The sequence below is a fragment of the Streptomyces sp. NPDC005808 genome, from assembly GCF_042871385.1.
Classification (GTDB): Bacteria; Actinomycetota; Actinomycetes; order Streptomycetales; family Streptomycetaceae; genus Streptomyces.
This window is the reverse complement of record NZ_JBIAIK010000011.1, coordinates 179439-204743: the sequence shown is the minus strand read 5'-3', so window position 1 is coordinate 204743 and position 25305 is coordinate 179439. Positions and strand designations below refer to the sequence as shown.

Sequence of the window (25305 nt, the reverse complement as noted above, 5' to 3'; positions counted from 1 at the left end):
CCTCAAGCGCGCGACCTCGTACCGGATTGTTCTAGAGCGCGGCCTCAAGCGCGCGACCTCGTACCGGATTGCTCTGAAGCGCGGCCTCGTACCCGGGCAGCACCACGTCACGGAGAAGGGCGTTGCGCTCGTCGAAGGGGAGGAACGCGCTCTTGACCGTGTTGACGGTGACCGTGCGCAGGTCGTCGACGGTCCAGCCCGCCTCCTCGACAAGGAGCGACATCTCGCGGGTCATCGTGGTGCCCGACACCAGACGGTTGTCGGTGTTGAGGGTGACCCGGAAACCGAGGTCGCGCAGGGTGGTGATGGGGTGGTCGGCGATGGAGGTCGCCGCGCCGGTCTGGAGGTTGGACGTCGGGCACATCTCCAGGGCGATACGGCGGTCGCGGACCCAGCCCGCGAGACGGCCGAGTTTGCCGTCGACGATGTCCTCGGTGATGCGGACCCCGTGGCCGATGCGCTGGGCGCCGCAGACCTGGAGGGCCTGGTGGATGCTGGGCAGACCGTGCGCCTCACCGGCGTGGATGGTGAACGGCACGTTCTCGCGGCGCAGGTGCTCGAAGGCGGCCAGGTGGTCTGCGGGCGGGAACCCGTCCTCGGCGCCCGCGATGTCGAAGCCGACGATGCCACCGTCCCGGAAGGCCACCGCGAGGTCCGCGATCTCACGGGTGCGGTCGAACATCCGCATCCCGCACAGCAGCGTGCCGACGCGCACCGGAGTGCCTGCGGCGGCCGCCTTGGCCATGCCCGCCGCCAGGCCCTCCTGCACGGTCTCGACGACCTCGGGCAGCTTGAGCCCGGCGTTCAGCATCAGCTCCGGCGCGTACCGCACCTCTCCGTAGACGACGCCGTCGGCGGCCAGGTCGAGGACGTACTCCTCGGCGGTGCGCAGCAGGCCCTCGCGGCTCTGCATCACGGCGAGGGTGTGCTCGAAGGTGGCTATGTAGCGCACCAGGTCCCCGGAGTTGGCGGCCTCGTAGTACCAGGCGGCCAGGGCCTGCGGGTCGGTGGTGGGCAGGGTGTGGCCGACCGTCTCGGCGAGCTCCACGAGGGTGGCGGGGCGCAGGCCCCCGTCGAGGTGGTCGTGCAGGACGGCCTTGGGGAGCCGGCGGATGGTGTCGATGTCGATGCGGGGCGCGGTCATGCGTGTGTTTCCTCGGGTGGTTCGTTCGTTCGGTGGCTCAGGCGGTGGGGGCGGGCTGGAGCAGGTCCCAGCGGTTTCCGTACAGGTCCTGGAAGACGACGACCGAGCCGTACGGTTCGTGGCGCGGCTCCTCCAGGAAGGTGACTCCCGCGGCGCGCATCCGCGCGTGGTCGCGGGCGAAGTCGTCGGTGTGCAGGAAGAAGCCCACCCGCCCGCCGGTCTGGTCACCGATCCGCGCGCGCTGTGCCTCGTCCTTGGCGCGGCCCAGCACAAGACCGGTGTTCTGGCCTCCCTGTCCTTCCGCACCTGGTTCGACCACGACCCAGCGGGAGCCGTCGGGCCGTGGTGTGTCCTCGACCAGCCGGAATCCGAGGGCTTCGGTGTAGAAGCGGATCGCCTTGTCGTAGTCGTCGACGACAAGGGTGACCAGGGCGACGCGTCTCATCGGGACCTCTCCGGCACGCTCGTGGGTTATACGTAACACGTATAGTACGGCATCCCGGACCGGGACATCGACGGACCGCCGTTCATCGAGTGGCTCGCGACACGGGAACGATCCCGGCTCCGCGATCGTCTACAGTTGCGTCGATCGTCTACAGGATTGTAGTCAGCGTGGATGCGGTCGTCCGCCGCGCCCGCGCGCCGTCACGGAAGGGGTCCACGCCGATGCCCGCAGCGCCGCGCACCGCGCCGCCGCTCCAGGACGCCAGGGACCTCGCCGGTTCCGTCGCGGTGGGAAGCCTGGTCGCGTTCGTGCTGCTGGCGCTCACCGTGTCCGGCCGGAGCGGCGCCACTCTGTTGGGTGACGAGGACGTCACCTCGTGGTCCGTGGGCCACCGTCCGGCTGTCGCGGTCGCCTTGGCACGTCTGGTGACGAACAGCGGCACAGGGATCATCCCGTTCGTCCTGGTCGGCGTGGCCGGGTTCGTCCTCGGTCGCACCGCCGGGCAGCGGATCATCGCTGTCGCGGGCTGCCTCGGCTGCCTCGCCGCCGCGCAGTCGGTGCGGTACGGGGTGATGTCCTGGGTGGCCCGACCCCGTCCCGCGACAGCCGACTGGGCCACGCACGCCACCGGCTGGTCCTTCCCCTCCGGCCACACCACCACGTCCGCGGTCACCGGCGGGTTGCTCATTCTCGCGGTGCTCGCACGGGCCGGGCGCGGCAGAAGGCCGCTCGCCCTGCTCATCGGCTGCTGGGCCGTGCTGGTCGGGCTGTCCCGTGCCTACCTGGGCGTTCACTGGTTCTCCGACGTCCTGGGCGGCTGGCTCTTCAGCCTCTGCTGGCTGAGTCTCACCGCGTACGCCGTCGCACGGTTCGCTCCCGGCGTCTGCTCCGCACTGTCGGCGCCGCGGCTCCGCCCGGATACGGCGGCGGAAGAGGGCCACCATGCAGCCACCCAGCACCGCGAGGTCCCCGCTCACCCCGCGCCACGGCCTTCTCCTGCAAGCCGTGGGGACGGCCTGCGTGACCGAGAGTTGGGTGCCGGGCCGGGAGGAAGCACCTCAAGCACGCGTGGCATGGTGGAGATCGACTCGGGGCCAGTCCCGCCGTACCCCCACCCGATGCTGCCTTCCCAGGAGTTGAGTGCCATGTCCGAGCTGCCGAAGTCGACCGGAGCCCCCGCCCATCAGAACGTGACGTTCCCCAGCGCCGGGGCCACCGCGCACGGCTATCTCGCGTTGCCGCCCTCCGGCCGGGGGCCCGGCGTCATCGTCATCCAGGAATGGTGGGGCCTCACCGATCACATCGCGAATGTCGCCGACCGGCTGGCGGCGGAGGGATTCGTGGCTCTCGCACCGGACCTGTACGGCGGCAATGTCGCCCACGAGAAGGACGAAGCGCTGCGGATGATGAAGGAGCTTCCCGTGTCGCGCGGCGTCGAGCTGCTCTCCGGCGCGGTCGACCACCTCCTCGGGCTGCCCGAGGTGACCTCCGCCACGGTGGGTTCGGTCGGCTTCTGCATGGGCGGCGGCTTCGTTCTGTACCTGGCAAGTGCGGACCAGCGTGTCAGCGCTGCGGTGCCGTTCTACGGCGGGATCCCGGACGCGGAGCACGACTACTCCGGCCTCAAGGCACAGATCCTGGGTCATTACGGCGAACTCGACGCCAGTATTCCCAAGGAGAGCCTGGGGCAGATGAGCGCGGCGATCGAGCGGCAGTCCGGCATCACTCCGGACATCCGCCTGTACCCCGCCCAGCACGCCTTCTTCAATGACGGACGGCCCAGCGTGTACGACCCCGAGTCGGCCGCGCTGGCCTGGCAGCGCACGGTGGCCTTCCTGCACGAGCAGTTGAGCTGACCCGGCCGAACCGTGTTTCCGGAGTTCGGTGCTCCCGTTTTCGCGCGTGCGTTGCCGACCTCGACTCCGCTGGGGCGGGAGGGGTATCGACAGGGTGGCGGTATGCGTTGACTCCTGCCCGCCGGCCGGGCACCACCTGAACTCCTTCGTGTCATTGCGCCGGATCCGGAGCCCACGAAGGAGACATCGCACATGAAGGTGCCCTTTTCCGTCGACGTCCCCGACGCGCTGGTCGCGTCGTACGGCAAGCCCGACGATGCACCCGGGCGCGCCTGGCTGGCCGCGCTGCCCGCGTTGGTCGCGGACTTCCTGGACCGTTGGGAACTGCGGCCGGACGGTCCTGCCGGGCACGGCATGGCCTCGCTCGTGCTGCCGGTGATCCGCGCGGACGGAATGCCGACCGTGCTCAAGCTCCAGCCGCCCAGTGAAGAGAACGCAGGGGTGGCCACCGGTCTGCGAGCGTGGAACGGCAACGGCGCGGTGCGCCTGCTCGACCACGACCCGGTCAGCAGCACCCAGCTGCTGGAACGGCTGGACGCGGCGCGCCCGCTGTCGTCTGTGGCCGACGACACCACCGCCCTGCAGATCCTGGCAGAGTTACTGGCACGTCTTGTCGCGGCGCCCGCGCCCAAGGGCTTGCGCAACCTGGCCCACATCGCCACCGCAATGCTCGGCCAAGTACCAGGCGCGGTGCTTGTTCTGCGGAACCCATCCGAGCAACGGCTCCTGCACACCTGCGCGTCTGCCGTCGCCGAGCTGGTCGACGAACCCGGCGACCGCCTGCTGCACTGGGACCTGCACTACGACAACATTCTCGCCGGGCAGCGTGAACCGTGGCTCGCCATCGACCCCGAACCGCTCGCAGGCGACCCCGGCTTCGATCTGCTCCCCGCACTGGACAGCCGGTGGGACGACGTAGTGGCCACCGGAGATGTGCCCCGCGCGGTGCTCCGCCGATTCGACGTGCTGACCGAGACGCTCCACCTGGACCGGCAGCGGGCGACCGGCTGGACACTCGGTCGAGTGCTGCAGAACGCGTTGTGGGACATCGAGGACGGCAAAAGCGCACTTGAGCCGTCCCAGATCGCCATCGCCACGACGCTGCTGCGCCGCCGGGCACTCCCCTCCACTGACCACCGGTGATGTTCAGCGGACAGCAGCCTTTGGGGCATCGCTCGCCGGGGCGGGTTACGCCCCCTGGTGGTCGGCAAGGCGGAAGAACGGCATCGCCCTCAGTCCCCTGGCCTGTGGTGGGCGTCGAGGCGGGTCGTTTCGTCGTCGGTGAGCCGGAGCGCGCCCGCGGCCACGTTCTCCGCGAGGTGGTCGGGGTTGCCGGTGCCGGGGATGGCGAGTACGTGCGGGCCCTGCCGCAGGGTCCAGGCGAGACGGACCTGCGCGGGAGACGCGCCGTGCGCCCGCGCGACGGCGAGGAGCTCGCCGTCATCGGCCCCGCTCGCGCCCTGTGCGCCGCCCTTGCCCGCGATCGCGAAGAAGGGCACGAACGCGATGCCCTGTTCCCCGCAGACCCGCACGAGTGCGTCGGTTTCGGGGTCCGGGAAGTCGAGGCCGTACTTGTTCTGCACGCTCACCACGGGTGCGATGGCCTGTGCTTCGGTGAGGTGTCTGGATGTGACGTCGGAGATGGCGAGGTGCCGGATCAGGCCGGCGTCGCGCAGTTCGGCCAGCGCCCCGAAGTGCTCGGCTATGGAGTCCTGCCGCATCCGGCGGAGATACACCACGTCCAGATGGTCGCGGCCGAGTTGCCGCAGGTTCTCCTCGACCTGGCCGCGCAGTTGGTCCGGCCTTGCGGCGGTGCCCCACTCCCCCGAGTACTCGCGGTGCGGCCCGACCTTCGCGGCGATGACCAGGCCGTCCGGGTACGGGGTGAGCGCGCTGTTGATCAGTTCGTTCGCGGAGCGCAGCGAGGAGAAGTAGAAGGCGGCGGTGTCGATGTGGTTGACGCCCAAGTCGATCGCGCGCCGCAGCACGGCGATCGAGCGTGCGCGGTCGCTCGGTGTGCCCAGGTGAAACGCCGCACTGCCCGTCAGCCGCATCGCGCCGAATCCGATGCGGTTGACGGGCAGATCGCCGAGTTTCCAGGTGCCCGCGGCTGCCGCGGTGATCTTCGCTGAGGTCATCACGGCAGCTTCGCACATGATCTACGGACAGGTGTACGTGTTCATGGTGCCGTCCCTCATGGGACACCCTCACTGAGGTGAGGTGGCCGACCTCAGCAGTAGAGGTTGGCGCCGGCGGTGGTGCCGAGGATGCCGACGAAGCGGTTGTAGGCGTCGACGCGGCTCTGGACCTGAGCGGGGTTCTTCCCGTCGCATTCCAGCGAGCCGTTGATGCTGCGGATGGTCTGGCCGAAGCCCGCGCCGTTGACCATGGCGTTGTGCGGGGTCATGGTGCCGGGGCCGTTCTGGGTGTTCCAGTACCAGAGGCCGGTCTTCCAGGCCACGGCGGCGTCGTTCTGCACCAGCCAGGGGTTGTTCAGCAGGTCGATGCCGAGCGCGTCACCCGCGGCCTTGTAGTTGAAGTTCCAGCTGAGCTGGATCGGGCCGCGGCCGTAGTACGCGGACTGACCGGCCGGGCAGCCGTAGGACTGGCCCCAGTCGCAGTAGTGCGAGTAGTTGGCCGTGTTCTGCTCGACGATGTAGTAGAGCCCGCCGGTCTCGTGGTTCACGTTGGCGAGGAAGGCCGCGGCCTCCTGCTTCTTCACCGTGTCACTGCCGGTGTTGGCGAACGCCGGGTAGGCGCTCAGCGCGGCGACCAGCCCGCTGTAGGTGTAGAAGGAGTTCCGGCTCGGGAACATCTGGTTGAACTGCGCCTCGGTGACGACGAAGCTGGCAGCGGGGGTCCCGGTGCCGCTGTCGCAGGCGTAGGGCTCCCAGTACCAGGTGCTGACGGTGGGGTCGTAGCCCGGGTTGTCGTGCTCGGCGATGTAGGCCTTGCCGTCGGTGTAGCGGACGATGTTGCCGGTGACGTACGCCTTGCCGGCTACCCAACTGGAGTAGCTCGAACAGGCCGCGGCGGAAGCGCTCGTGGCCGGCAACAGTGCCGGTGCGGCGGTTCCGATGATGACTGCGGCCATGACTGCGGAGATGCGGCGTCTCGACACAGGATCAACTCCTCTTCGGAGCACGGCCGCACCCGACCAAGAGCAAAGCGAAGCAGAGCCTTGTGAGCACGCGCCCGTGGGACCGGACACGGCGTCGGGAGCGGCCGTGGTGGGGGGTGTGGAGGCACACTCAACCGTATTGGTCTGTACCAGTCAAGGTATAGACCAGGTGGATCCGACAACCGTTGACGGGTGAACTCCGGGGCATCCGGCGACAATTGATCAAAGCCAACGAAATCCATTTATTGCGGGACACTTCCGACACTTGAACAGCACGGTGGTCCGGGCCGGTTCACCACCGGCCCGGGCCACTGCCCGCCTCCCACCGCCCGCAGCCCGCAGCCCGCAGCCCGCAGCCCGCATCAGCCGAGCGGCTTCTCCAGCACCGCCTTGCGGTGGCTGAACGTCTCCATCGAGTAGCGCCCGTGGTAGCTGCCCATGCCGCTTTCCCCGACCCCGCCGAACGGCAGGTCGGAGACGGTCAGATGGGCGAGCGGCAGTCCGAAGCCGAGGCCGCCGGACGAGGTCTCGTCGGCGAGCCGCCGCCGGGTGGTGTCCGACTCGGTGAAGACGTACATGGCCAGCGGCTTGTCGCGGTCGTTGATGAAGCCGATGGCCTCATCGAGGTCCGCCGCCGTGATGATCGGCAGGATCGGGCCGAAGATCTCCTCCGCCATGACCGGCGACTTGGGATCGACGTCGCCCAGGACGGTCGGCGCGATGTACTTGACGGAGCGGTCACTGTCGCCGCCGGTGACCACGCGCCCGGAGCCGAGCAGCGAGCTGAGCCGGTCGAAGTGCCGTTCGTTGATGATCCGTCCGAACTCGGTGGACTTCTTCGGCTCGGCACCGAAGACCGTCTCGACCGCCCGGACGAGCTCGGGCTCCAGAGCGCGGGCCGTCTCGGGGTCGGTCAGGACGTAGTCGGGTGCGACGCAGGTCTGCCCGGCGTTGAGGAACTTGCCGCGGACGAGCCGGTCGGCGACGACGGCCAGATCGGTGCCGCGGTCGACGAACGCAGGGGACTTGCCTCCCAGTTCGAGGGCGACGGGCGTGAGGTGCTCGGCGGCGGCGCGCATCACGATGCGGCCGACCGTGCCGTTGCCGGTGTAGAAGATCTGGTCGAAGCGCTCGGCCAGCAGGGCCGTGGTCTCCGGAATGGCGCCCTCGACAACGGCGACAGCGTCGGTGTCGAGGTACTGCGGCAGCAGCCGGGCCAGCACGGCGGACGTGGCGGGGGCCAGCTCACTCGGCTTGGCGACCACCGCGTTGCCCGCGGCCAGGGCGCCGAGCAGCGGGGTGAGCAGAAGCTGAACCGGGTAGTTCCAGGGAGCAATGACCAGGACGACGCCCAGTGGGTCGTACTGCGTCCAAGCCGTGGCGTCGTCGCCGAGGTGTGCCGGGACCGGGGCGGGCTCGGGGCGCAGCCAGGTGTCGAGATGGTCCAGGGTGTGGTCGATCTCGCGCACGGTGAAGTTGATCTCGGTGCGGAAGGCCTCCGTGGAGCTCTTACCGAGGTCCGCGTGGAGGGCGGCGGCGATGTCCTCACCGTGCGTGGTGAGCAGCTCGCGCAGCCGACGCAGCTGGGTCTTGCGCCATTCGACGGGCTTGGTCCGGCCGGAGCGGAAGGTGGAGCGCAGCCGGGAGACGACGTCGGCCGGCTGCTCGGGGGTGGACTGGTTCACGATGCCTCGCTGGTCTGGCGCGGACGGGTGGGGCCACCGCGCGACGTACTCGATAGCTGGTAGAGCCGCATGCAACAGCTGGATGTATATGCCAACCTTTCGTGTGCCCGAATAAATTCCGGGCACACGAAAGCACTCTCTGCGACCATAGCGATCCGGAGAGTCTCAGAGGGCTGTGTCGGCGCCTGCCCCGTCGAGCGTGTCCACCAGGCGTCCCAGCAGGGCCCGCAGCAGCTCGTCGTCGCCGTCACTCAGCACCGGCCCATGGGCGCGGACCTCGCGGTCCAGGCGCCGCCAGTACGTCTGACCGCGCGGGGTGAGGTACGCGAGGATGCGGCGCCGGTCGAGCGGGTCGACCCGGCGGTGGACGAGGTTCTGGTCGACGAGCTGGTCGACGAGCTTCGTCAGCGTCGGGGGCGGCAGGAACGCGGCCTCGGCAATCGCCGTCATGTGATGCCCTTGACCGTCACCGAGCAGGGCGAGCACCCGCCACGCGTCGAGCGAGCAGCCGTCCTCGTCGAGCACGCTCTGGAGCCGGCGCGCGACCAGCCGCTCGGCACGCGTCAGGAGGTGCGCCAGATCCTGGGGCTGACGCTGGGTTGGGATGGGCATCGCGCTCCTCGGTCCCGGGGCTGTACATGGTATGAGACAGACTGGAGTTCACCGGGCGGACCCGAAATCATGGCGCCATGTTCCGGCACGATCCGCCTCCGCCCGACTGGTTCACGGCAGACGACTCCGTGTTCCGGGTGGCGCTCGTGTTCCCCATGCAGGGATCGGCGGGGATCTTCGGACCGACCTGCGAACTGTGCGCGCAGCTTGCCGCCGAGGAGGTCAACCGCGCGGGCGGCGTCCTCGGCAGGGAGCTGCGGCTGCTGCCCGTCGACGGCGGCCGCGGACCGCGCGAAGTCGCCGACCACGTCGAGGCGTTGGTGAACCTGGGAGTCGTACAGGGCGTCACGGGCTGGCACATCTCCTCGGTGCGGCAGGCCTTGGCGCCGAGGATCGCCCATCGGGTGCCGTACGTCTACACCGCACTGTACGAGGGTGGCGAGAACACCACGGGTGTGTTCCTCACCAGCGAGACTCCTCGCGATCAACTACGGCCCGCGATGGGCTTGTTGGCCCATGAGCGCGGGGTGCGGCGCTGGTTCGTGGTGGGCAACGACTATGTGTGGCCCCGCCGTACGGCCAGGGCCGCACACCGCTACGCGCGGGAGGCCGGCGGCAGGATCCAGGGAGAGGTCTATCTCCCCCTGGGCACACATGACTTCGACGCCGTAATGCGCCGCGTCGAGCGGTCGGATGCGGACGGCGTCCTCATGCTGCTCGTCGGCAGCGACGCGGTCCGCTTCAACCGGGCGTTCGCGGCCGCTGGTCTCGACACACGCTGCCTGCGGCTGAGTACGCTCATGGACGAGAACATGCTGATGGCGAGCGGCCCGACGGCCACGGTCGACCTCTACAGCACCGCGGGATTCTTCGCCTCGCTGGCGAACCAGGACACCCTGGACTTCCACGGCCAGTACGCCGGACGGTTCGGCATCGAGGCACCGGCCCTGGGGAGCCTCGGCGAATCCTGTTACGAGGGCGTGCTGTTGCTGGCCGCGCTGATCGGGCAGGCCCGGGCTCTCGACGTTTCGGCGATCGGGGCGGCGGCCGAGACAGTGTCGTACGAGGGCCCGCGCGGGCTGCTCCGCCTGCGGGACGGTCATGTCCGCCAACGCATCTACCTGGCACGGGCGGACGGTGTCGGCTTCGACGTGGTCGCCCAGCTCGACCTTCACGGTTCCCACCCTTGACATGACCGCATCCTCGCCAAGATACTTCCCCCAGGAAGTAACTAGAATGCCTCGGGCGAATTGTGAATTCGGGTCACGAATTCGGCTCGGGGCATTTTCTGTTGCCCCAGAATTTTCCTGCGTTCACTCCATGAGAGCGGGAAGATACCGCCGGGAAAGTATCGCGAAACACCTTGGAAACAGGGTCACTTGAGGCTGTGGACCGCACTTCAGGAGGTCGTCTCCTCCACAGCCCGAGGGGGTTCCTTTGTCCATCGGTTCAAGTGGTTCAAGCGGTTCCAGTTGTTCGACCGGTTCAAGCGATTCACGTCGACTCCGGCGCCGGGTGATGGCCGGCGCCGCCGCACTCGCGGCGGTCGTCGCGCTCTCCGCGTGCGGCGCGAAGACCGACGCGGGCGGTACGTCCGACAAGGCCGCACAGGCGGACGTGAGCGGCGACACCGTCAAGGTCGGACTGCTCAACTCGCTGTCCGGCACGATGGCGATCAGCGAGGTGACCGTACGGGACTCGCTGAAGCTGGCGATCGAGGAGATCAACGCTTCGGGCGGGGTGCTCGGCAAGCAGATCAAGCCGATCAGCGAGGACGGCGCCTCCGACTGGCCGACGTTCGCCGAGAAGGCCCAGAAGCTGATCTCGGAGGACCGGGTAGCGGCCACCTTCGGCTGCTGGACCTCCGCGAGCCGCAAGGCGGTCAAGCCGGTCTTCGAGAAGAACAAGTCGCTGCTGTTCTACCCCGTGCAGTACGAGGGGCTCGAGGAGTCTCCGTACATCTTCTACACGGGCGCGACGACCAACCAGCAGATCATCCCCGCACTCGACTACCTCAAGAGCCAGGGCAGGAAGAAGATCTACCTGGTCGGCAGCGACTACGTCTTCCCGCGCACCGCCAACAAGGAGATCAAGGCGTACGCCAAGGCCAACGGCATGACGGTGCTGGGCGAGGACTACGCGCCGCTGGGCTCCACGGAGTTCAGCACCATCGCCAACAAGGTGAAGGCGTCGAAGGCGGACGCGGTGTTCAACACCCTCAACGGCGACTCGAACGTGGCCTTCTTCAAGGAGTACAAGTCCGCGGGCCTGACCGCCCAGGGCATGCCGGTCATCTCCGTGTCGATCGCCGAGGAAGAGGTCAAGTCGATCGGCGCGCAGTACCTGGAGGGCCAGTTGACGGCCTGGAACTACTACCAGACGACTCCGGGCGCGGCGAACACCAAGTTCGTCAAGGCCTACAAGGACAAGTACGGCCAGGACAAGCCGACCAGTGACCCGATGGAGGCCGCGTACACCTCGGTCTACCTGTGGAAGGCGATGGTCGAGAAGGCGAAGTCGTTCGACCCCGAGAAGGTCAAGGCCGCCTCCGACGGCATCACCTTCGACGCGCCCGAGGGCAAGGTCACCGTGGACGGCGCCAGCCAGCACATCTACAAGACCGCCCGCATCGGCAGGATCGATGGCGACGGGCTGATCAAGCAGGTCTGGGACTCCGGCAAGCCCATCAAGCCGGACCCGTACCTCAAGGGCTACGACTGGGCCGCCGGCCTCTCCTGATCATCGCTCGCGGGGGCCCTTCGCGAAGTGGCCCCCGCGTCCCGCCTCCTCGGAGTCGCCGCATGACCGTGATCCTCGGGCAGATGTTCACCGGCGTCAGCATCGGTGCCGTTCTGCTGCTCATCGCGCTCGGCCTCTCACTCACCTTCGGCCAGATGAATGTCATCAACATGGCCCACGGCGAGTTCATCATGGCCGGCGCCTACACCACCTATGTCCTTCAGAAGTCCATTTCCGGCGCAGGGATTTCACTGATTGTCGCGCTGCCCGTCGCCTTTCTCGTGTCGGGGGCGCTCGGCGCGCTCCTTGAATGGCTGCTCATTCGCCGCCTCTACCTCCGGCCACTGGACACACTTCTCGTCACATGGGGCGTCTCCCTGATGCTCCAGCAACTCGCCCGTGACATTTTCGGCGCGCCCAATGTGCAGACCCGCGCGCCCGACGTTCTCACCGGGAACATCACCGTCATCGGCGGCGACGACCCGCTCACGTTCGCCAACAGCCGCCTGTTCATCCTCGGGCTGGCGCTGGCGGCGGTCCTCGCGCTGGCGCTGACACTGCGGCTCACCCCGCTCGGCCGCCGCATCCGCGCCGTCGTGCAGAACCGGGACCTGGCCGAGGTGTCCGGCATCTCCACCGAACGCGTCGACCGCACCGCGTTCTTCATCGGGTCCGGTCTCGCCGGGGTCGCCGGGGTCGCCCTGACACTGGTCGGTCCGATCGGGCCGACGATGGGCACCAACGTCATCATCGACGCCTTCCTGGTGATCGTGGTCGGCGGCATCGGACAGCTCAAGGGCACCGTGATCGTCGCCTTCGTACTCGGCGTGCTGCAGTCGGTACTGGAGTACTCCACCACCGTCAGCGTCGCGAAGGTGCTGGTCCTGGTGGCCATCGTCGCGTTCCTCCAGTGGCGGCCCCAGGGGCTGTACACACTGCGTACGAGGAGTCTCGTATGACCACCACTCCCCCGGCTTCGAAACAACTCCCCGGCATCAAGGGCCGGTTCACCGCCCTGCGCCCCGCGGCGGGCTTCGCCGTGGGCGCCGTGGTGCTTTTCGCCGTGGCCCCGCTCGCGCTGTCCGACTTCCGGCTCGGGCTGCTCGCCAAATACCTGTGCACCGCGATCGTCGCCGTGGGCATCTGCCTGGCCTGGGGCCGCGGCGGACTGCTGACGCTCGGGCAGGGCGTCTTCTTCGGACTCGGCGGCTACGCCATGGCCATGCATCTGAAGATCGCGGACGCGGGGCCGGGCAACCTCCCCGACTTCATGCAGTTGTACGGCACCGCCACCGAACTCCCCTGGTGGTGGCGGCCGTTCGCCAATCCGGTCTTCGCGATCGCGGCGACCGTGCTGCTGCCGATGGCCGTCGCGGCGATCCTCGGTTCGTTCATCTTCCGGCGCCGGGTGAAGGGCGCCTACTTCGCGATCCTCAGCCAGGCCCTGGCCGCCGCCTTCGCCATCTGGCTGATCGGCCAGCAGGCCACGACCGGCGGCACCAACGGACTCACCGACATCCAGGGCTTCTTCGGCTACGACCTCGACGACCCGGTCAACCAGCGGATGGTGTACTTCATCATCGCCGCGGTCCTGCTCCTCCTGATCGCGCTGGCCCGCCAGCTGATCCACAGCCGGTACGGCGAACTCCTCGTAGCCGTACGGGACTCCGAGGAGCGGGTCCGGTTCCTCGGATACGACCCGGCGAACGTGAAGCTCGTCGCGTACGTCGTGGCGGCGGGCATGGCCGGACTCGCGGGAGCGCTGTTCGTGCCCGCGGTCGGGATCATCTCCCCCGCGCTGATCGGGATCGTGCCGTCCATCGAGCTGGTCATCGGCGCGGCGGTCGGCGGCCGGGCGAGCCTGGTGGGCGCGGTGCTCGGCGCGGTCGGTGTCGCCTGGGCCAAGACGGCGCTGTCGGAGGAGTTCCCCGCTGCCTGGACCTACTTCCAGGGGCTGCTGTTCATCGTCGCCCTGGCATTCCTGCCCGGGGGGCTCGCCTCGTTGGTAGGCATCGTGCGACGCCGCCGCGGATCCTCCCGATCGGCCGCCGACGAGCAGGGAATCGACGAGAAGGCGCCCGCCCGTCCAGTGGGAGAACCGGTATGAGTGAGCTTTCAGGTCTTGAGATACGCCAACTGCGGGTGACCTTCGACGGTTTCACCGCCGTGGACGGAGTCGACCTCGACGTGCGCCCGGGAGATCTGCGTTTCCTGATCGGGCCGAACGGCGCGGGCAAGACGACCCTGGTCGACGCCGTCACCGGACTGGTGAAGGCTCAGGGGTCGGTGCGCTTCGGGGGCGAGGACATCCTCGGGCGCAGCGTGCACCGGATCGCCCGCTCGGGGATCGGCCGGACCTTCCAGACCGCCACGGTCTTCGACGAGTTGACGGTCCTTCAGAATCTGGACATCGCGGCGGGCGCGGGCCGGGGCATGCTGACGATGCTGCGCCGCCGCAAGGGGGTACCGGAGCCCGTCGCCCGCGCGCTGGACACGGTGGGCCTCACCGAGCTCGCCGACAGCCCGGCCGGGACGCTCGCGCACGGTCAGAAGCAGTGGCTGGAGATCGGGATGCTGCTCGTCCAGGACGTACGGCTGCTGCTGCTCGACGAACCGGTGGCGGGCATGAGCCATGACGAACGGCAGGCCACCGGTGAGCTGTTGGAGCTCATCAGCCAGGAGCGGACCGTCGTGGTCATCGAGCACGACATGGACTTCATGCGCTCCTTCGCCCGCAGCGTCAGTGTGCTGCACGCGGGCAAGGTGCTGAGCGAGGGGACGGTGGCCGAGGTGCAGGCGGATCCGAAGGTGCAGGAGGTGTATCTCGGGCACGCGGCCGATACACCGACCGCCGAGCCCCCGATCGGCGAAGGTCCCGTCGGTGAGGGTCCTCTCGGTGAGGCTCCTGCCGGTGAGGCTCCGGTCAGCGAGGCCTCCGCGGGCGTCGCCGTGCGGGAGGCGTGAGCGGACATGATGCTGGAGATCGACGACGTACGCGTCGGCTACCACCGCAGTTCCGTCCTGCACGGGGTCTCTGTCGAGGTCCCGCACGACGGCGTGACAGCTGTGCTTGGACACAACGGCGCCGGCAAGAGCACCCTGCTGCGCACCGCCGTCGGACTGCTCACCCCGCAGAGCGGCACCGTCCGTCTCGACGGTGAGGACATCACCCGCCGCAAGCCCCATGAGCGGGTGGCCCGCGGTATGGCGTACGTCCCCCAGGGGCAGCAGGCCTTCCCGCACCTCACGACCGCGGAGAACCTCCAGCTGGTCGCCGACGGGCGACCGCGCGGCAAGGAGGCGGTCGCCGAGGCGCTGGATCTGTTCCCCGCGCTGCGGACCCTCTCGGGCCGGCGTGCCGGGCTGCTCTCCGGTGGCCAGCGTCAGCAACTCGCCATCGCGCGCGCCCTGGTGACGGGCCCTCGGCTGCTCCTCCTCGACGAGCCCACCGAGGGCATCCAGCCCTCCGTGGTGGCCGAGATCGAGGAGACGATCCTCGCCCTCGCCGCGCGCGGCGGGCTCTCCGTCCTCCTGGTCGAGCAGCACGTCGGCTTCGCGATGCGGGCGGCGCAGCGGTACTACGTCCTGGAGGCAGGGCGGGTCACGTCCGCCGGCGAGGGCGGACAGGAGGCGGAGCGGTCGGTGCGGGAGGCGCTCAGCGTGTGAGGGACGCTTGCACCGTCCGGGTCACCCGTGAGCGCGACGGCCGGCGCTTCGACGGGACGGTGCCCTGGTGCACGGGATGGGGGCTCAGCGACGTGATGCTGCCGGCCGGAGTGACGGAGAGGGACGAGGCGCTGTTCGCGTTCACCGAGGCGCGTGAGCAGCCCGGTCTGCGGCCCTCTCCCCCGATGCGGCTCGCCGGGGGCCGAGGTGCGCACGGCGCACCTCGCCTCGCTCGGCTCGCCCGGCTGAGTCAGCTCGCGAAGGGCACCTGTGCCGCCGGAGCGGCTTGCCTCGCGAACGGGTGCTGCCACAGGCCCTGCGCGGCGAGGCGCGGCAGGACGCCCTCGCCGAACCAGTACGCCTCCTCCAGATGCGGATAGCCGGAGAACACGAACTCATCGATGCCGAGGCGGTGGTACTCGGCGATGCGCTCGGCGACCTCGTCGTGGCTGCCCACCAAAGCCGTGCCCGCGCCGCCGCGGACCAGCCCGATCCCGGCCCACAGGTTGGGGTGGATCTCCAGTCCGTCGCGGCTGCCGCCGTGCAGTGCCAGCATCCGCTGCTGGCCCTCGGACTCGCTGCGCCCGAGCCCGGCCTGGACGGACTTCACCGTCTCCGGGTCGAAGCCGTCGAGGAGCTTGTGGGCCTCGGCCCAGGCCTGCTCGGAGGTGTCACGGGTGATGACGTGCAGCCGGATCCCGAAGCGGACGCTCCGGCCCTCCTTCTCGGCGAGGCCGCGCACCCACGCGATCTTCTCGGCGACCTGCGCCGGCGGCTCGCCCCAGGTGAGGTAGACGTCCACGTGACGGGCGGCGATCTCCCCGGCGATGGGTGAGGAGCCGCCGAAGTAGATCTCGGGAACCGGGTCGGGTACACGGGCGAGCTTGGCGTCCTCGACCTTGAGGTGTTCGCCCGCCAGGTCCACGGTCTTGCCGTCCCACAGGTCCCGGACGATCTGGAGGAACTCGCCGGTACGGCGGTAGCGGGCGTCCTTGTCGAGGAAGTCGCCGTAGGCACGCTGCTCGTGACTCTCGCCGCCGGTCACCACGTTCAGCAGCAACCGTCCGCCGGTCTGCCGCTGGAAGGTGGACGCCATTTGTGCGGCGAGGGTGGGCGAGACGAAGCCGGGCCGAAAGGCGACCAGGAACTTGAGCCGTTCGGTGTGCCGGCTGACCATCGCGGTGGTCAGCCAGGCGTCCTCGCACCAGGCGCCGGTGGGCGTGAGCGCGCCGACGAAGCCCAGGTCCTCGGCGGCACGGGCGATCTGGCTCAGATACGCGACCGTCGGCGGCCGGTCCCGTCCCGAGACGGTGGCCGGGGTGCCATGGCCGCCGCCGACGACATGCCGGCTGTCACCGTTGGTGGGCAGGAACCAGTGGAAGGTGAGGGACACGTGAGGTCTCCGTTCAGAGCAGGCCGTGCCGAGGGGGCAACACGCCGTTGAGCACGTAACGGCCGATGTGCTGGATCTTCCAGCGAGCCGGGTCGTGCAGGGTGTGGGTCCGGGCGTCGCGCCAATGCCGGTGCAGATTGAGGGAGTTGAGGGCTGAGCGGGTGCCGGAAACCTCGAAGAGGGCGTCCGCCACTTCCACGGCGGTGGCGGCGGTGTGCACCTTGGCTGCGGCCACCGCGATCGACGCCTCGGCAGCCGAGTCGTCGTTGAGGTCCTCGCCGGCCGCGTCGACCGCGCGGGCCGCCGCGCCGAGCAGCGCCTCAGACGCCCGCACCTGGACGGCGAGTTCACCGAAGCGCTGGATGAGCAGCGGATCCTCGGCCGCGGTGTCGAATCCGCTCTCGAACCACGGCCGGCTCTTGGTGCGGACGAACTCGACGGCCTCGGCGAGCGCGCCCGCGGCGATCCCCGCATCGATGGCGGCGTGCAGCAACTGTGCGACGGCGCCGTGGAGTTGGGGGCCCTGGAAAGTGAGGTGGTGGGGCACGACCCGGTCCGCGGGGACTGCCACGCCGTCCAGGCGGACGGTGCCGCTGGCCGTCGTACGCTGCCCCATGCCGTCCCAGTCGTCGACGACCGTGACCCCGGCGGCCTCCCGTGGGACGTACGCGACGTGCAGGTTGTCGTCCTCGGCCCGGGCGAGGACGGGGATCCAGTCGGCGAAGAGCGCGCCGGTGGAGTAGTGCTTGACGCCGGTGAGCGCGTAGGAGCCGTCCGGCCGGGGCTCCAGGCGGGTGCGGATGTCCTGGACGTGCTTGGTGCCCGCTTCCGACTGCGCGTTGCCGAAGCGGCGCCCGGCCAGGACTTCGGCGAAGAACAACTCCTGCTGTCGTACGGTGCCCTGACGGCGTATCACGTTCACGTACACGAAGTGGTTCTGCGGGATCTGCGCGAGGCTGGCATCGGCGGAGGCCAGCAGCCGGAAGATCTCCGCGAGGGTCTCCTGGCGTACGTCGGCGCCACCGTGCGCGGCGGGCACGGTGACGGCGAGCAGTCCGGAGGCCGAGAGCCGTTCCAACTCCTTTCGCGGGAGCCTTCGTTCGGCATCCCGCGCCGAGGCACCGGCGCGGAACTCGTCGGCGAGCGCGGCGGCGACGGCCAGCGCCTCGACGTCGTCGGCGATCACTTTGGCGGTCATGGTGTCAGCCTGCCGCGGCCAGCAGGGGCGTGCGGCCGAGAGCGGCCGAGAACTGGTCGACCACCTGGGCCAGGGCCTCGGCGGTGCCCGGCGCCACGGTGATGCTGCCGTCCTCGCCCGTCGTGATGTCCTTGTCGAGGGTGAACCAGCCCTGGACTATGTGCGCGGCGCCCATGGAGTTGAGGACGGGGCGGAGCGCGTAGTCGAGGGCGAGGACGTGCGCGGTACTGCCTCCGGTGACCAGCGGCAGCACGGTCTTACCGGTGAGCGCGTACTGCGGGAGCAGGTCGAGGAGGGCTTTGAGGACACCGGAGTAGGCAGCCTTGTAGACGGGCGTGCCGATGACGACGCCGTCGGCGCGGGCGAAGAGCTCGGTCGCCTCCACGATGGCGGGGTGCTTGAAGTCGGCGCCGAGCAGGGCCTCCGCCGGAATCGTGCGGACGTCGAGCGGAATCACCTTGTGCCCCTGCGCGGCCAGCCGGGTGTCCAGGTGGCGCAGGAGTTTGGCGGTGCGGGAGGAGACGGAGGGGCTGCCGGAGACGGACAGGACGGTGGCCATGGGCCCTCTTTCTGCGATGCGGGGCGCCTCCCGACGGAGGCGCCCCGGCGAGCGGTCAGGAGTACCAGGTGGGTTCGGGCAGTTCGCCCTCGAGTACCCAGCGGCCGACCTCGCGCCGCTTGTAGGCGACCGGGTCGTGGAGGGAGTGCGTGCGGATGTTGCGCCAGAACCGGTCGAGACCTTCGGAGCCGGCGGTGGAGCGGGCACCGGTCACCTCGAAGATCCGGTTGCCGATCTCCAGGGCGACGTCCGTGGCACGGGCCTTGGCGGCGGCGACCCTGACCTCGAAGTCGCCGCGCGTCTGCTCGGTGACGGCATCGGGGTTCTCGTGCAGCTTCTGTCCCTCGGCGGCGACGGCGTCGGCGAGCGCCTCGACCGCCCAGAGCTTCGCGGTGAGGTCGCCATAGGTGTCGATGACGTACGGCTCGTCGACCGCGCGCTCATGGCCGCCGTGCAGCCAGGAGCGGGCCTTGGTGCGGGTGTAGGTCGCCGCGGTCTCCAGGGCCCCGGCGGCGATGCCGACGTAGAAGCTGACGAAGACCAGCTGGATGGTGGGGACGTTGAGGGTGTTGTAGATCCGCGGCTGGAACTCCTTGTCGACGTACCCGGCGGCGCTCGCCCAGGGAGTGCGGACCCGGTCGAGGGTGACGCTGCCGCTCTCGGTGAGACGCTGGCCGATGTTGTCCCAGTCGTCATGGAAGGTCAGGCCCTCGCTGTCGGAGGGCACGATCGCGAAGACGTGCCGGTCGGTGCCCTCGAAGACGCCTTCGAGGACGGTGACGTCGGAGACCTTGCTGCCGGTGGAGAAGGACTTGTGGCCGGTGAAGAGGAGGTCGTCGCCGTCCTCGGTGACCACGACGTCCTTGTCCCGCGGGTTGACGGCGCCACCGAAGAACCAGCGGCCCTTGGCGGCTTCTGCCTCGACGTGCTCCCACTGCTCGCGGGTGCCGACCAGGCGGGCGGCCCAGTTCCACAGATAGTGGTAGCCGAGGAGCTGGCCGATGGAACCGTCGGCTTTGGCGACCTCGCGGATGACCCGATAGGCGGTGGGCCAGTCCTGGCCTCCGCCGCCGTGCTCGGTCGGTCCGAGCAGGGTGACCAGGCCGGAGTCCTTGAGGAGCTGGACCTCCGCGTACGGGGTCGCGCCGGCCCGGTCGCGCTCGGCGGCGTCGGTGGCGAGAACGGCGGCTACTGCGGCGGCGCGGGCGATCCAGTCCTCAGCGGTCTCCGGAGCGGGGCGGGTCTGCCAGTCGGTGGGGGTGACGGTGCTCATGCTTGTCGACCTCTTTCTTCGCAGTGCGGTGCGGACGGAGAGAGTGCGGTCAGGCGTGGACGGACACGGACTGGGCCTTGAACTGCGGCAGTTGGGCTTCCAGTTCGCGTACGAGGGGCAGCACTCGGCGGCCGAAGTACTCGACCTCCTCGTGGTAGTGCAGGAAGCCGAGGAGGAGAAGGTCGACGCCGAGTCGCTTGTAGGCGACGATTCGCTCGGCGATCTGCTCCGGGGTGCCGATCAGCCCCGTACGGAAGCCGTCGTTGTACTGGACGAGGTCTTCGAAGCTGGAGTCCTGCCACATGCCCTTGCCGTCGGCGGTGGACTGGCCGGCCTGTTTCACGGCGGCGCCGAAGCCCTCGACGGCCTCGCTGTCGGCCTGAGCGACGATCTCACGCAGGGTGTCGCGGGCCTCTGCCTCGGTGTCGCGGGCGATCAGAAAGGCGTTGAGGCCGAACTTCGGTGCCTTGCGCCCGACTTCGGTCGCGGCCTTCTGGACGTCCGCGAGCTGCTCGGTGACGCCGTCGAAGTCCTTGCCGTTGGAGAAGTACCAGTCGGAGACCCGCCCCGCCATGGCGCGGGCGGCGGTGGAGTTGCCGCCCTGGAAGATCTCCGGGTGTGGGCGGTCGGGGGTGTTGAGGGGCTTCGGCTTCAGCGAGAAGTCCCTCAACCGGTAGAAGTCACCGGCGAGTTCGGTGTGGTCCTCGGTCCAGATCTGCCGCAGTGCGCGGATGAACTCCTCGGAGCGGCGGTAGCGCTCGTCGTGCTCCAGCCACGGTTCGCCGAGGGCGGTGAACTCGCCCTTGAACCAGCCGCTGACGACGTTGACCGCGAAGCGCCCCTTCGAGAGGTGGTCGGCGGTGGCGCCCAGTTTGGCGAGGACGCCCGGGTGCCACAGGCCCGGATGGACGGCGGCGATGACCTTCAGTCGTTCGGTGGCCAGGAGCAGGGCGAGGCTGAAGCTGGTCGACTCGTGCTGGAACTCGGCGCCGTAGCTGGCCATGTAACGGACCTGGCTGAGCGCGTAGTCGAAGCCGTTGTTCTCGGCGAGGACGGCGAGTTCGCGGTTGTAGTCGTAACCCCAGTCGGTGCGCTGCTCGATCTTGCTGGTGACCAGGCCGCCGCTGACGTTGGGGACCCAGTAGGCGAAGCGGACGGGTTCGGCGGTGGTGTCTGTGGGGGTGTCGGTTGCGGATTCCGTTTCGGGCACGGAGAACTCCCGGTTTCGATACGAGGGCATGACGAATTACGGGCCCGGCTATTCCGTGGGAATGCGGGCGGCGAAAGGGGGACGGCAGGTGCCGGAAAACACAGAGAGGTGCCGCGCGGGAGAATTCACCGCGGGCGGGCTGGTCTGTGCGAAGGGGACCCTACCGTCGGGATCGTCAGGCTTCGCTACAACAGAAGGAACTGGAGACACGCGCGAGGTCGACGTGGCGTCGCCGCGTGAGGTCCGGTCGCATCTTCATGTCGTCGATCGTCGCAGCCCCCCGTCCGGACCGTCAAGGAATAGCCGACCGGTCTCGCATACCGGACCGGTGAATTTCACGAAGGTGTGACAGGGAAACCCTTGAACACGGCCATCCGGCGACCACATTCTGCTGGGGTGCGAATAGAGCAGCTGGAATACATCGCGGCGGTCACCCGGCTCGGATCATTGCGCCGGGCCGCCGAGGAACTCCACCTCTCCCAGCCCGCGCTCAGCGAGACCGTACGGAACCTGGAACGCGAACTCGGCGTCGACCTGCTGGAACGCAAGCGGACCGGCGCGAGGATGAGCGCCGAGGGGCGGGACCTGCTGCCGCACATCATCAACGTGCTGGACGCCGTCGACCGACTGCGGGACGCTGCCGGCGAACAGCACCGCATCAGCCGTATGGTCCGCGTCGGCACAGTGAACGCGGCGACCGTGCCGTTACTCATCCCCACGGTCCGGGAGTTCCGTGCGACGCATCCGCTGACGCAGGTCGAGGTGGTCGGCGCCCAACAGTCGGACATCCACCGGGCCCTCTCGGAGGGCGGCTTCGACCTGGGCCTGGTGAACCATCTCGACGGCGACGACCTGCCCGCCGACTTCGAGACCACCGAACTGCTGCGCGGACGACCGGTGCTGTGCCTACGCCCGGACAGCCCCCTCGCCGCACGGGACACGGTCTCGGCGGCCGACCTCCTCGCCGGGCACGAGCCGCTGATCGCGATGCGTACCGGATACGTCATGCACCGCTACCTCCACCGGCTTCTGGAGGGCCATGCCCCGTCCTTCTCGTACTCCACGGACGGCGCCGAGATGGGCAAGCTGATGGTCGCGGAAGGCCTGGGCGCGACGGTCCTGCCCGACTTCAGCGTGATGGACGATCCGCTGGAGCGACGCGGCGCGATCACCTACCGGCCGCTGGACGACGACTCCACGCGGGTGGTGCTGATGCTGCAGCGCCGCAGGGCGGACTCGGTGCCCCGCGCGGCCGACGACCTGCACGAGGCGTTCGTCCGCAGGGCCCGGGAGCTGGGCGGGCGGCTCACGGCCGCCGCAGGACCCGCTTGAAGCCGATGAGCGTGCGATACCGGTCCCGGGCGGCGAAGTCCGCCATGTCCCACACGGCCGGACGCGCCGCCTCGGCGCTGAGGTGCAGGACCCGGCCCTCCCCCACGACCACACCGACGTGCGCGCCCCACGCGTCGTCGGTCGCGTTGAAGAGCGCCAGGTCCAACGGCCGGGCGCGCGCGACCCGTTCGGTGAGTCCGGTGTCGTCCCACAGGTCGCTCGACCGCCAGTCGGGGACCGTCAGGGAGTAGTACCGGAGTACCTCATAGGCGAAGAGCTGACAGTTGGCGCCCTCGGCGAGGCCCGGCTTCCCGGCGACCGCCCGGGAGCCGGGGAAGCGCCTGCCGACGTACGGCGTCCCCCAGATCCATTCGGGCAGCCGCGCCAACAGCTCGTCCTCGCTCTGCTCCCGCACCTCTGCCTCCGCCCGTCGTCACACCGTTGTACCGCCACCCGCTTTAACCAGGACGACTTTTTTCAAGCCTTGACTTAACACCAGGGATATTGCTTGGATCTGCCGCACCAGTGGGGACGGAGGGAGTTGCCGTGGTGGCTGTCGCCACGTCAGGACGCATGCGTACACCCCTCTGTCGGCTGCCGGACGGTACGGGCAGGCCCATCGACTCCGGATACGCCGTAGAGGCGTGCCGGGTCGCCGGGACGTGTCCGACCTCGCGGCGTTCCCTCTTGAACCGCCCGTCCCGCTCGCACTGTTGGCGGCGGAACGGGCGCGTACCTCTCGTTCAGCACAGCGCCACCCCCCTCATCCACCAAGCCCAGGAGCAGCTGTGAGACGTACTCTCACCGCGATCGCGGCCATCGCTGTCACGACACTGTCCACACTGGCCGGCACGGGTCCGGCCGCGCATGCGGACCGGGCCGCCGGCGGGTCGGCCGGGAACGGCCAGGTCGTGACCGGCACCTACTCGACCGGCGGTGAGCAGGCCTGGCAGCCGCTGCCGAGTGTCCGGACAGGCACTGGCTCCGACGGCTCCGTCGATGCCACCGTGGTCGTCGACCCCAGTGCGGCACGGCAGGAATACACGGGTATCGGCTTCTCCCTGGACGAGACCAGCGTCTCCAATCTGTGGAAGCTCACCCCTGCCAAGCGCGAGGAAGCCATCCGGCTCCTTGTCGATCCCAAGACCGGCGCGGGCCTGGACCGGTTCCGGTTGACCATCGGCAGCCCCGATCTCATCGAGCACCTCCCGTTCTGGTCGGAGGACGACCTGCCCGCCGGTGTCACCGAGGACTTCGACCTGAAGTACTTCTCCATCCAGCGGGACATCGACCTGCACATCATCGACACCATCAAGCTCATTCAGCGCTACAACCCCAAGGCGACCTTTTTCGCGTCGGCGTGGAGCGCACCGGCGTGGATGAAGACGAACAACCGCTTCACCGGCGAGGTCGCGCTCAAGCCCGGGAGCACCACGGACTACTACCAGGTCGGCAAGTTGCGCGACGACTGCATCGACGTCTTCGCGCGGTACTACGTCAAGTTCGTGCAGGCGTACGCCAAGAAGGGCATCCCTGTCGACGCGCTGACTCTGCTGAACGAGCCGGGCATGGACGTCGTCTACCCGGCCATGGACATCAGCGTCGAGCAGCAGCAGAAGCTGACCCTGGCGATCAAGCGTGAGTTCAAGAAGGCGCGGCTGAACACCGAGCTGTACGTGCACGACTTCAACTTCTGGGACTGGCGGGACCCGGGCAGCACGGCGACCAAGAACTACTACCGCATCTTCGAGGACGCCCCGGACGGCTCGGTGACCGGTGAGGAGGTCCTCGACGCGTCGGACGCCATCGCCTTCCACCCCTACTGGGGGGATCCGAGCGTCATGCGTGACGCCTATGAGGAGACGGGAAAGCCGGTCCATCTCACGGAGACGAGCGACCTGGCTCCCTCGACCGTCCTCAACGACTTCCGCCTCGACGCCGGTTCCTACATCCTGTGGGCCCAGGCCACCGACCAGGACGGCGGGACACTGCACTGGACACCTTCTCGCGACAACGACATCGACTGGGACGAGGTCGCCGCCACCACCAAGTGGCCGGACCGGCTGGTGAAGGTGAACACGCTCACGAAGGACTTCACCGTCCGCGACGAGCTGTACACGATCGGGCAGTTCTCCAAGTATCTCTCTCCGGGTGACGTGCGTCTGGAGTCCAGCGCCTCGGAGCACGGTGTCAGCAACGTGGTCTACCGCTCCGGGAACGGCACCTTCACCGCCGTCCTCGGCAACAGCGCCGGCACCGACAGCAAGGTCCGGGTCGTCGTCGCCGATCAGACGTTCGTCGTGACCGTACCCGCGGGCTCCTACGCCACCTACCAGTGGAAGGGCAAGGCGCCGACGGGTTCCCGCAACCACGCCCCTGCGTTCGAACAGCCCGCCGACGTCGTCGCCGACCAGTACGGCACCGCAAGTGTGCAGTTGAAGGCGACCGACCGTGACCGTGACCGGCTGGCCTACTACGCCACCGAACTGCCCGGCGGCGTCACCCTCGACCCGGCGACAGGTCTGGTCACGATCCGTCCCACCGTCGCCGACGAGCAGGACCTGACCTTCTACGCCACCGACGGCAGGGCGCACGACGAGGTGACCGTCCATCTCACGGTGCGGCCGCACGCGGCCCCTGTGGGTCAGAGAATCGAGGCCGAGTCCTACACCGGCCGGCAGGGCTGGCCCGCGGACGGCAGCAACCTCATCGAGAACAACCCGGCTGCAAGTGGCGGCAAGAACGTGGGCTGGACAGCCGCCGGCAACCAGCTCACGTACGCCGTCGACGTGCCGCAGGCAGGCTCCTACGATCTTGAGCTGCGCGTCGCGAACGGAACGGACACCACCGCGGCGAACGCCGTCTCCCTCCGCGACGACAACGGCACCACGCTGGCCACGGCCTCGGTGCCCGCGACAGGTGGCTGGGGCACCTACCAGTCGGTGCACGTGCCCGTGGACCTGCGGGCCGGAGAGCAGACGGTCACCGTCTACTGCGAAACCGGCGGCTTCAACCTGGACTATCTGCTCATCTCCGGCACCTGACGCCCCTCCCGCTACACATAAGGAATAA

General features: G+C 69.0%; 23 protein-coding genes and 2 pseudogenes. 12 read left to right on the top strand and 13 right to left on the bottom strand.

Annotation, left to right across the window (positions count from 1 at the left end; genetic code table 11):
- Window positions 1-31 precede the first annotated feature (31 nt).
- Window positions 32-1144, bottom strand: a complete 1113-nt coding sequence (locus ACFYPC_RS24535) for an adenosine deaminase (protein WP_388679918.1) — start codon at window positions 1142-1144, stop codon at window positions 32-34.
- A 37-nt stretch (window positions 1145-1181) separates the two neighbouring features.
- Window positions 1182-1589, bottom strand: coding sequence for a VOC family protein (locus ACFYPC_RS24530; RefSeq protein ID WP_388679915.1), 408 nt, complete (start codon window positions 1587-1589; stop codon window positions 1182-1184).
- A 221-nt stretch (window positions 1590-1810) separates the two neighbouring features.
- On the opposite strand from ACFYPC_RS24530, the pseudogene ACFYPC_RS24525 reads away from it, so the two are divergent.
- The 3 genes and pseudogenes from ACFYPC_RS24525 to ACFYPC_RS24515 all read left to right on the top strand — a co-directional run.
- Window positions 1811-2395: pseudogene (locus ACFYPC_RS24525) on the top strand (phosphatase PAP2 family protein); the annotation flags it as partial.
- A gap of 339 nt (window positions 2396-2734) precedes the next feature.
- A complete protein-coding gene (locus tag ACFYPC_RS24520; RefSeq protein ID WP_388680085.1) occupies window positions 2735-3445 on the top strand; it encodes a dienelactone hydrolase family protein in 711 nt (236 codons plus the stop codon).
- 192 nt (window positions 3446-3637) lie between these two features.
- Complete coding sequence (locus ACFYPC_RS24515) at window positions 3638-4588, top strand: aminoglycoside phosphotransferase family protein (RefSeq protein ID WP_388679913.1); 951 nt, start codon at window positions 3638-3640, stop codon at window positions 4586-4588.
- Between the two features lie 89 nt (window positions 4589-4677).
- On the opposite strand, the gene ACFYPC_RS24510 is transcribed toward ACFYPC_RS24515, so the two are convergent.
- From ACFYPC_RS24510 to ACFYPC_RS24495, 4 genes are all read right to left on the bottom strand, one after another.
- Window positions 4678-5601: an aldo/keto reductase gene (locus tag ACFYPC_RS24510; protein WP_388679911.1), complete on the bottom strand. Its 924-nt coding sequence runs from the start codon at window positions 5599-5601 to the stop codon at window positions 4678-4680.
- Between the two features lie 74 nt (window positions 5602-5675).
- Window positions 5676-6566, bottom strand: a complete 891-nt coding sequence (locus ACFYPC_RS24505) for a glycoside hydrolase family 19 protein (protein WP_388679909.1) — start codon at window positions 6564-6566, stop codon at window positions 5676-5678.
- A gap of 362 nt (window positions 6567-6928) precedes the next feature.
- The gene (locus ACFYPC_RS24500; RefSeq protein ID WP_388679906.1) at window positions 6929-8251 is read right to left on the bottom strand and encodes an aldehyde dehydrogenase family protein; all 1323 of its coding nucleotides are present in this window, start codon (window positions 8249-8251) and stop codon (window positions 6929-6931) included.
- A 165-nt stretch (window positions 8252-8416) separates the two neighbouring features.
- The gene (locus tag ACFYPC_RS24495) at window positions 8417-8863 is read right to left on the bottom strand and encodes a MarR family winged helix-turn-helix transcriptional regulator (RefSeq protein ID WP_388679903.1); all 447 of its coding nucleotides are present in this window, start codon (window positions 8861-8863) and stop codon (window positions 8417-8419) included.
- 77 nt (window positions 8864-8940) lie between these two features.
- Between ACFYPC_RS24495 and ACFYPC_RS24490 the strand changes: the two genes are divergently transcribed.
- The 7 genes and pseudogenes from ACFYPC_RS24490 to ACFYPC_RS24460 form a co-directional block, all read left to right on the top strand.
- Complete coding sequence (locus ACFYPC_RS24490) at window positions 8941-10053, top strand: substrate-binding domain-containing protein (RefSeq protein ID WP_388679902.1); 1113 nt, start codon at window positions 8941-8943, stop codon at window positions 10051-10053.
- A gap of 328 nt (window positions 10054-10381) precedes the next feature.
- Complete coding sequence (gene urtA / locus ACFYPC_RS24485; protein ID WP_388679900.1) at window positions 10382-11602, top strand: urea ABC transporter substrate-binding protein; 1221 nt, start codon at window positions 10382-10384, stop codon at window positions 11600-11602.
- 62 nt (window positions 11603-11664) lie between these two features.
- On the top strand, window positions 11665-12561 hold the full coding sequence (gene urtB, locus ACFYPC_RS24480; RefSeq protein WP_388679896.1) for an urea ABC transporter permease subunit UrtB: 897 nt from the start codon (window positions 11665-11667) through the stop codon (window positions 12559-12561).
- A complete protein-coding gene (gene urtC, locus ACFYPC_RS24475) occupies window positions 12558-13709 on the top strand; it encodes an urea ABC transporter permease subunit UrtC (RefSeq protein WP_388679893.1) in 1152 nt (383 codons plus the stop codon). Before urtB ends, urtC begins: the two co-directional genes overlap by 4 nt.
- Window positions 13706-14566 carry an urea ABC transporter ATP-binding protein UrtD gene (urtD, locus tag ACFYPC_RS24470; RefSeq protein ID WP_388679890.1) on the top strand — a complete coding sequence of 287 codons (861 nt, stop codon included), beginning with the start codon at window positions 13706-13708 and terminating at the stop codon, window positions 14564-14566. Before urtC ends, urtD begins: the two co-directional genes overlap by 4 nt.
- 9 nt (window positions 14567-14575) lie before the next feature.
- Entirely contained in the window at window positions 14576-15268 is a 693-nt protein-coding gene (gene urtE / locus ACFYPC_RS24465) for an urea ABC transporter ATP-binding subunit UrtE (protein ID WP_388680082.1), read from the top strand.
- 14 nt (window positions 15269-15282) lie between these two features.
- A pseudogene (locus ACFYPC_RS24460) lies at window positions 15283-15465 on the top strand (acyl-CoA dehydrogenase); the annotation flags it as partial.
- 53 nt (window positions 15466-15518) lie between these two features.
- On the opposite strand, the gene ACFYPC_RS24455 reads toward ACFYPC_RS24460, so the two are convergent.
- The 6 genes from ACFYPC_RS24455 to ACFYPC_RS24430 all read right to left on the bottom strand — a co-directional run bounded on the left by ACFYPC_RS24455 (window position 15519) and on the right by ACFYPC_RS24430 (window position 21154).
- Window positions 15519-16661, bottom strand: coding sequence for an LLM class flavin-dependent oxidoreductase (locus tag ACFYPC_RS24455; protein ID WP_388679888.1), 1143 nt, complete (start codon window positions 16659-16661; stop codon window positions 15519-15521).
- A 13-nt stretch (window positions 16662-16674) separates the two neighbouring features.
- Complete coding sequence (locus ACFYPC_RS24450; RefSeq protein WP_388679885.1) at window positions 16675-17859, bottom strand: SfnB family sulfur acquisition oxidoreductase; 1185 nt, start codon at window positions 17857-17859, stop codon at window positions 16675-16677.
- Window positions 17860-17863: 4 nt separating this feature from the next.
- Entirely contained in the window at window positions 17864-18418 is a 555-nt protein-coding gene (gene ssuE, locus ACFYPC_RS24445) for an NADPH-dependent FMN reductase (protein ID WP_388679882.1), read from the bottom strand.
- 55 nt (window positions 18419-18473) lie between these two features.
- Window positions 18474-19691 carry an acyl-CoA dehydrogenase family protein gene (locus ACFYPC_RS24440; RefSeq protein ID WP_388679880.1) on the bottom strand — a complete coding sequence of 406 codons (1218 nt, stop codon included), beginning with the start codon at window positions 19689-19691 and terminating at the stop codon, window positions 18474-18476.
- 49 nt (window positions 19692-19740) lie between these two features.
- Entirely contained in the window at window positions 19741-20901 is a 1161-nt protein-coding gene (sfnG, locus tag ACFYPC_RS24435; protein WP_388679877.1) for a dimethylsulfone monooxygenase SfnG, read from the bottom strand.
- A 175-nt stretch (window positions 20902-21076) separates the two neighbouring features.
- Window positions 21077-21154 carry a putative leader peptide gene (locus ACFYPC_RS24430; protein ID WP_365446020.1) on the bottom strand — a complete coding sequence of 26 codons (78 nt, stop codon included), beginning with the start codon at window positions 21152-21154 and terminating at the stop codon, window positions 21077-21079.
- 143 nt (window positions 21155-21297) lie between these two features.
- Here ACFYPC_RS24430 and ACFYPC_RS24425 point away from each other — a divergent pair, with 143 nt between their 5' ends.
- The gene (locus ACFYPC_RS24425) at window positions 21298-22233 is read left to right on the top strand and encodes a LysR family transcriptional regulator (protein WP_388679875.1); all 936 of its coding nucleotides are present in this window, start codon (window positions 21298-21300) and stop codon (window positions 22231-22233) included.
- Here ACFYPC_RS24425 and ACFYPC_RS24420 read toward each other — a convergent pair.
- Window positions 22208-22648, bottom strand: a complete 441-nt coding sequence (locus tag ACFYPC_RS24420; protein WP_388679873.1) for a hydrolase — start codon at window positions 22646-22648, stop codon at window positions 22208-22210. The two genes, ACFYPC_RS24425 and ACFYPC_RS24420, sit on opposite strands and share 26 nt — an antisense overlap.
- Before the next feature lie 373 nt (window positions 22649-23021).
- Here ACFYPC_RS24420 and ACFYPC_RS24415 point away from each other — a divergent pair, with 373 nt between their 5' ends.
- Window positions 23022-25277, top strand: coding sequence for a carbohydrate-binding protein (locus tag ACFYPC_RS24415; RefSeq protein WP_388679870.1), 2256 nt, complete (start codon window positions 23022-23024; stop codon window positions 25275-25277).
- The last annotated feature ends 28 nt before the right edge of the window (window positions 25278-25305 follow it).

What these genes read in the sequence shown, in the direction of transcription:
- ACFYPC_RS24515 (WP_388679913.1), top strand. Translation starts at nt 3,638, where the DNA reads ATGAAGGTGCCCTTTTCCGTCGACGTCCCCGACGCGCTGGTCGCGTCG.
- urtB (WP_388679896.1), top strand. Translation starts at nt 11,665, where the DNA reads ATGACCGTGATCCTCGGGCAGATGTTCACCGGCGTCAGCATCGGTGCC.
- urtE (WP_388680082.1), top strand. Translation starts at nt 14,576, where the DNA reads ATGCTGGAGATCGACGACGTACGCGTCGGCTACCACCGCAGTTCCGTC.
- ACFYPC_RS24495 (WP_388679903.1), bottom strand. Translation starts at nt 8,863, where the DNA reads ATGCCCATCCCAACCCAGCGTCAGCCCCAGGATCTGGCGCACCTCCTG.
- ACFYPC_RS24530 (WP_388679915.1), bottom strand. Translation starts at nt 1,589, where the DNA reads ATGAGACGCGTCGCCCTGGTCACCCTTGTCGTCGACGACTACGACAAG.
- ACFYPC_RS24510 (WP_388679911.1), bottom strand. Translation starts at nt 5,601, where the DNA reads ATGTGCGAAGCTGCCGTGATGACCTCAGCGAAGATCACCGCGGCAGCC.
- urtA (WP_388679900.1), top strand. Translation starts at nt 10,382, where the DNA reads ATGGCCGGCGCCGCCGCACTCGCGGCGGTCGTCGCGCTCTCCGCGTGC.
- ACFYPC_RS24520 (WP_388680085.1), top strand. Translation starts at nt 2,735, where the DNA reads ATGTCCGAGCTGCCGAAGTCGACCGGAGCCCCCGCCCATCAGAACGTG.
- ACFYPC_RS24490 (WP_388679902.1), top strand. Translation starts at nt 8,941, where the DNA reads ATGTTCCGGCACGATCCGCCTCCGCCCGACTGGTTCACGGCAGACGAC.
- ACFYPC_RS24450 (WP_388679885.1), bottom strand. Translation starts at nt 17,859, where the DNA reads ATGACCGCCAAAGTGATCGCCGACGACGTCGAGGCGCTGGCCGTCGCC.
- urtC (WP_388679893.1), top strand. Translation starts at nt 12,558, where the DNA reads ATGACCACCACTCCCCCGGCTTCGAAACAACTCCCCGGCATCAAGGGC.
- urtD (WP_388679890.1), top strand. Translation starts at nt 13,706, where the DNA reads ATGAGTGAGCTTTCAGGTCTTGAGATACGCCAACTGCGGGTGACCTTC.
- ACFYPC_RS24535 (WP_388679918.1), bottom strand. Translation starts at nt 1,144, where the DNA reads ATGACCGCGCCCCGCATCGACATCGACACCATCCGCCGGCTCCCCAAG.
- ACFYPC_RS24440 (WP_388679880.1), bottom strand. Translation starts at nt 19,691, where the DNA reads ATGAGCACCGTCACCCCCACCGACTGGCAGACCCGCCCCGCTCCGGAG.
- ssuE (WP_388679882.1), bottom strand. Translation starts at nt 18,418, where the DNA reads ATGGCCACCGTCCTGTCCGTCTCCGGCAGCCCCTCCGTCTCCTCCCGC.
- ACFYPC_RS24430 (WP_365446020.1), bottom strand. Translation starts at nt 21,154, where the DNA reads ATGCGACCGGACCTCACGCGGCGACGCCACGTCGACCTCGCGCGTGTC.